General features: G+C 38.4%; 2 protein-coding genes. Both read right to left on the bottom strand.

Translation table 11 applies throughout. The features are described 5' to 3' along the window. Positions 1-639 (bottom strand): serine/threonine-protein kinase (locus F6K52_RS36765; protein ID WP_293090228.1); only part of this gene is annotated, 639 nt, incomplete at its 3' end. A gap of 77 nt (positions 640-716) precedes the next feature. Next, positions 717-998: a zinc ribbon domain-containing protein gene (locus F6K52_RS36770; protein WP_293090230.1), complete on the bottom strand. Its 282-nt coding sequence runs from the start codon at positions 996-998 to the stop codon at positions 717-719. Between the last annotated feature and the right edge of the window lie 43 nt (positions 999-1,041).

Genomic DNA, 1,041 nt, shown 5'->3' on the forward strand with positions numbered 1-1,041 from the left:
CAACCCTAAACTGTAGATATCTGAACCATATACTGGATGTCCAGTGGCTTGTTCCCTAGACATATATCCTGGTGTACCAATGACTAAGGAAGGGGCGGGTACACCGGGGGAATTACCTACAGAACGAATTGTTTCTTTAACGGCTCCAAAATCGATGAGGATTGGTTTTCCCCATGGTTGAGAGGATGGTTGCAAAATGACGTTATCGGGCTTGATATCTCGGTGAATAATACCTTTGCTATGGACATAATTCAAAATCGATAACAAATTCACAACAATTTCCCGGACAATAGTTTCATTGAAAGTCCCTTGGGATTCAATAATATCTGTGAGGGTTTGTCCTTGAATCCACTCTTGGACTAAATAAAACTGTCCATCTTCAGAAAAATAGGCGTAAAGTTTGGGTATGGAATCGCTACCTTCCCCCAAATACTCCAGAGTCGCTGCTTCCCTCTCAAACCTTTGCTGAATCATTTCATAGGTTTTGGGGTCATTGGTGACTGGTTTGAGTTGCTTAATGACACAACGGCGACGGGAAGGCATGTGGGTATCTTCCGCCAGAAAGGTTTCACCAAAACCACCACCACCTAACACTTGAATTACTTGATAGCGATTGTTGAGCAGCTTGATTGTTGTCATTCGCAAAAAACAAATGTTTTTACCAAATTATAGTTGTAAATTTTATAGTCAAATATAACATTGACCATAGAATTTATTTATTTGTGAGGAGTAATCCTCACTGGGTGAACTACAACACCCTGTATCCCTTCAACAAAAGCATTGGGGACTACTTTTCTTATAATATTTCCACTCCCATTACAATCAGCATTAATCAATATTCCTGATTGATTACGGAATAATCCACGTTTGACTCTTGTGCCTTTATAACTTGACTGTTTTTCTAAAGTTTCTGAGTCAATGAAGGAACATTTGGAAGTGTAACTCTCTTCGGTAACAATCACTTTTATTCCTACTAGCTCTGCTTTATATATGAGCATTCAAATAAATCTAGAAAATGGTATTGAAAATGATTTCGATTAA

The sequence above is a fragment of the Moorena sp. SIO3H5 genome, assembly GCF_010692395.1.
Lineage (GTDB): Bacteria > Cyanobacteriota > Cyanobacteriia > Cyanobacteriales > Coleofasciculaceae > Moorena.